The organism is Vibrio sp. 704 (assembly GCF_033339295.1).
Genome location: NZ_JAWOUH010000931.1, coordinates 1 through 537 on the forward strand (window position 1 = coordinate 1; position 537 = coordinate 537).

Sequence of the window (537 nt, forward strand, 5' to 3'; positions counted from 1 at the left end):
GAAGACAGTTCTGCAAGTACTTCGATGTGGTGGTTATCGCCACCGTCTGGAGAGGCGATCATGAAGAACAGCTTTGAAGGTAAGCCGTCTTCCGCGCCGTACTCGATACCTGATTTGCTTACGCCGATCACAACCGCCGGTTCAATCACAGCGGCGCTTTTCGCGTGTGGAATTGCCACGCCATCTTCAAATCCGGTATTTCCTAATTCTTCACGTGCTTTTATATCTGCAAGGAATTGTGTTTGGTCAGAAATACGACCTTGGGCATGAAGAACGGCAACCAGTTCTTTAAATACGTCTTCTTTTGAAGACGCTTTAAGATCAAGCTTAATTAAGTCTTCATTTATTAGTTTGGTGATCATTGTCGAACCCCTATAAATATAATTTTTATTTCAGGGGTATTTTTAAATTACTGAGAAAAAGACTGTAGTGAAGAAAAAATGCATTTACTGGAGGATTGTAACCGACTAACTATAGTGTGATTTAGATCGTTCACTGGACAAATCTAGCTGCATATCTGTGACATGATGGATAAGA

At 41.2% G+C, this 537-nt stretch carries 1 protein-coding gene; it reads right to left on the minus strand.

From position 1 onward, the window contains the following. On the minus strand, nt 1-362 hold a 362-nt coding region (locus R7R24_RS29945; protein WP_318120619.1), incomplete at its 3' end, for a fructose PTS transporter subunit IIA. Between the last annotated feature and the right edge of the window lie 175 nt (nt 363-537).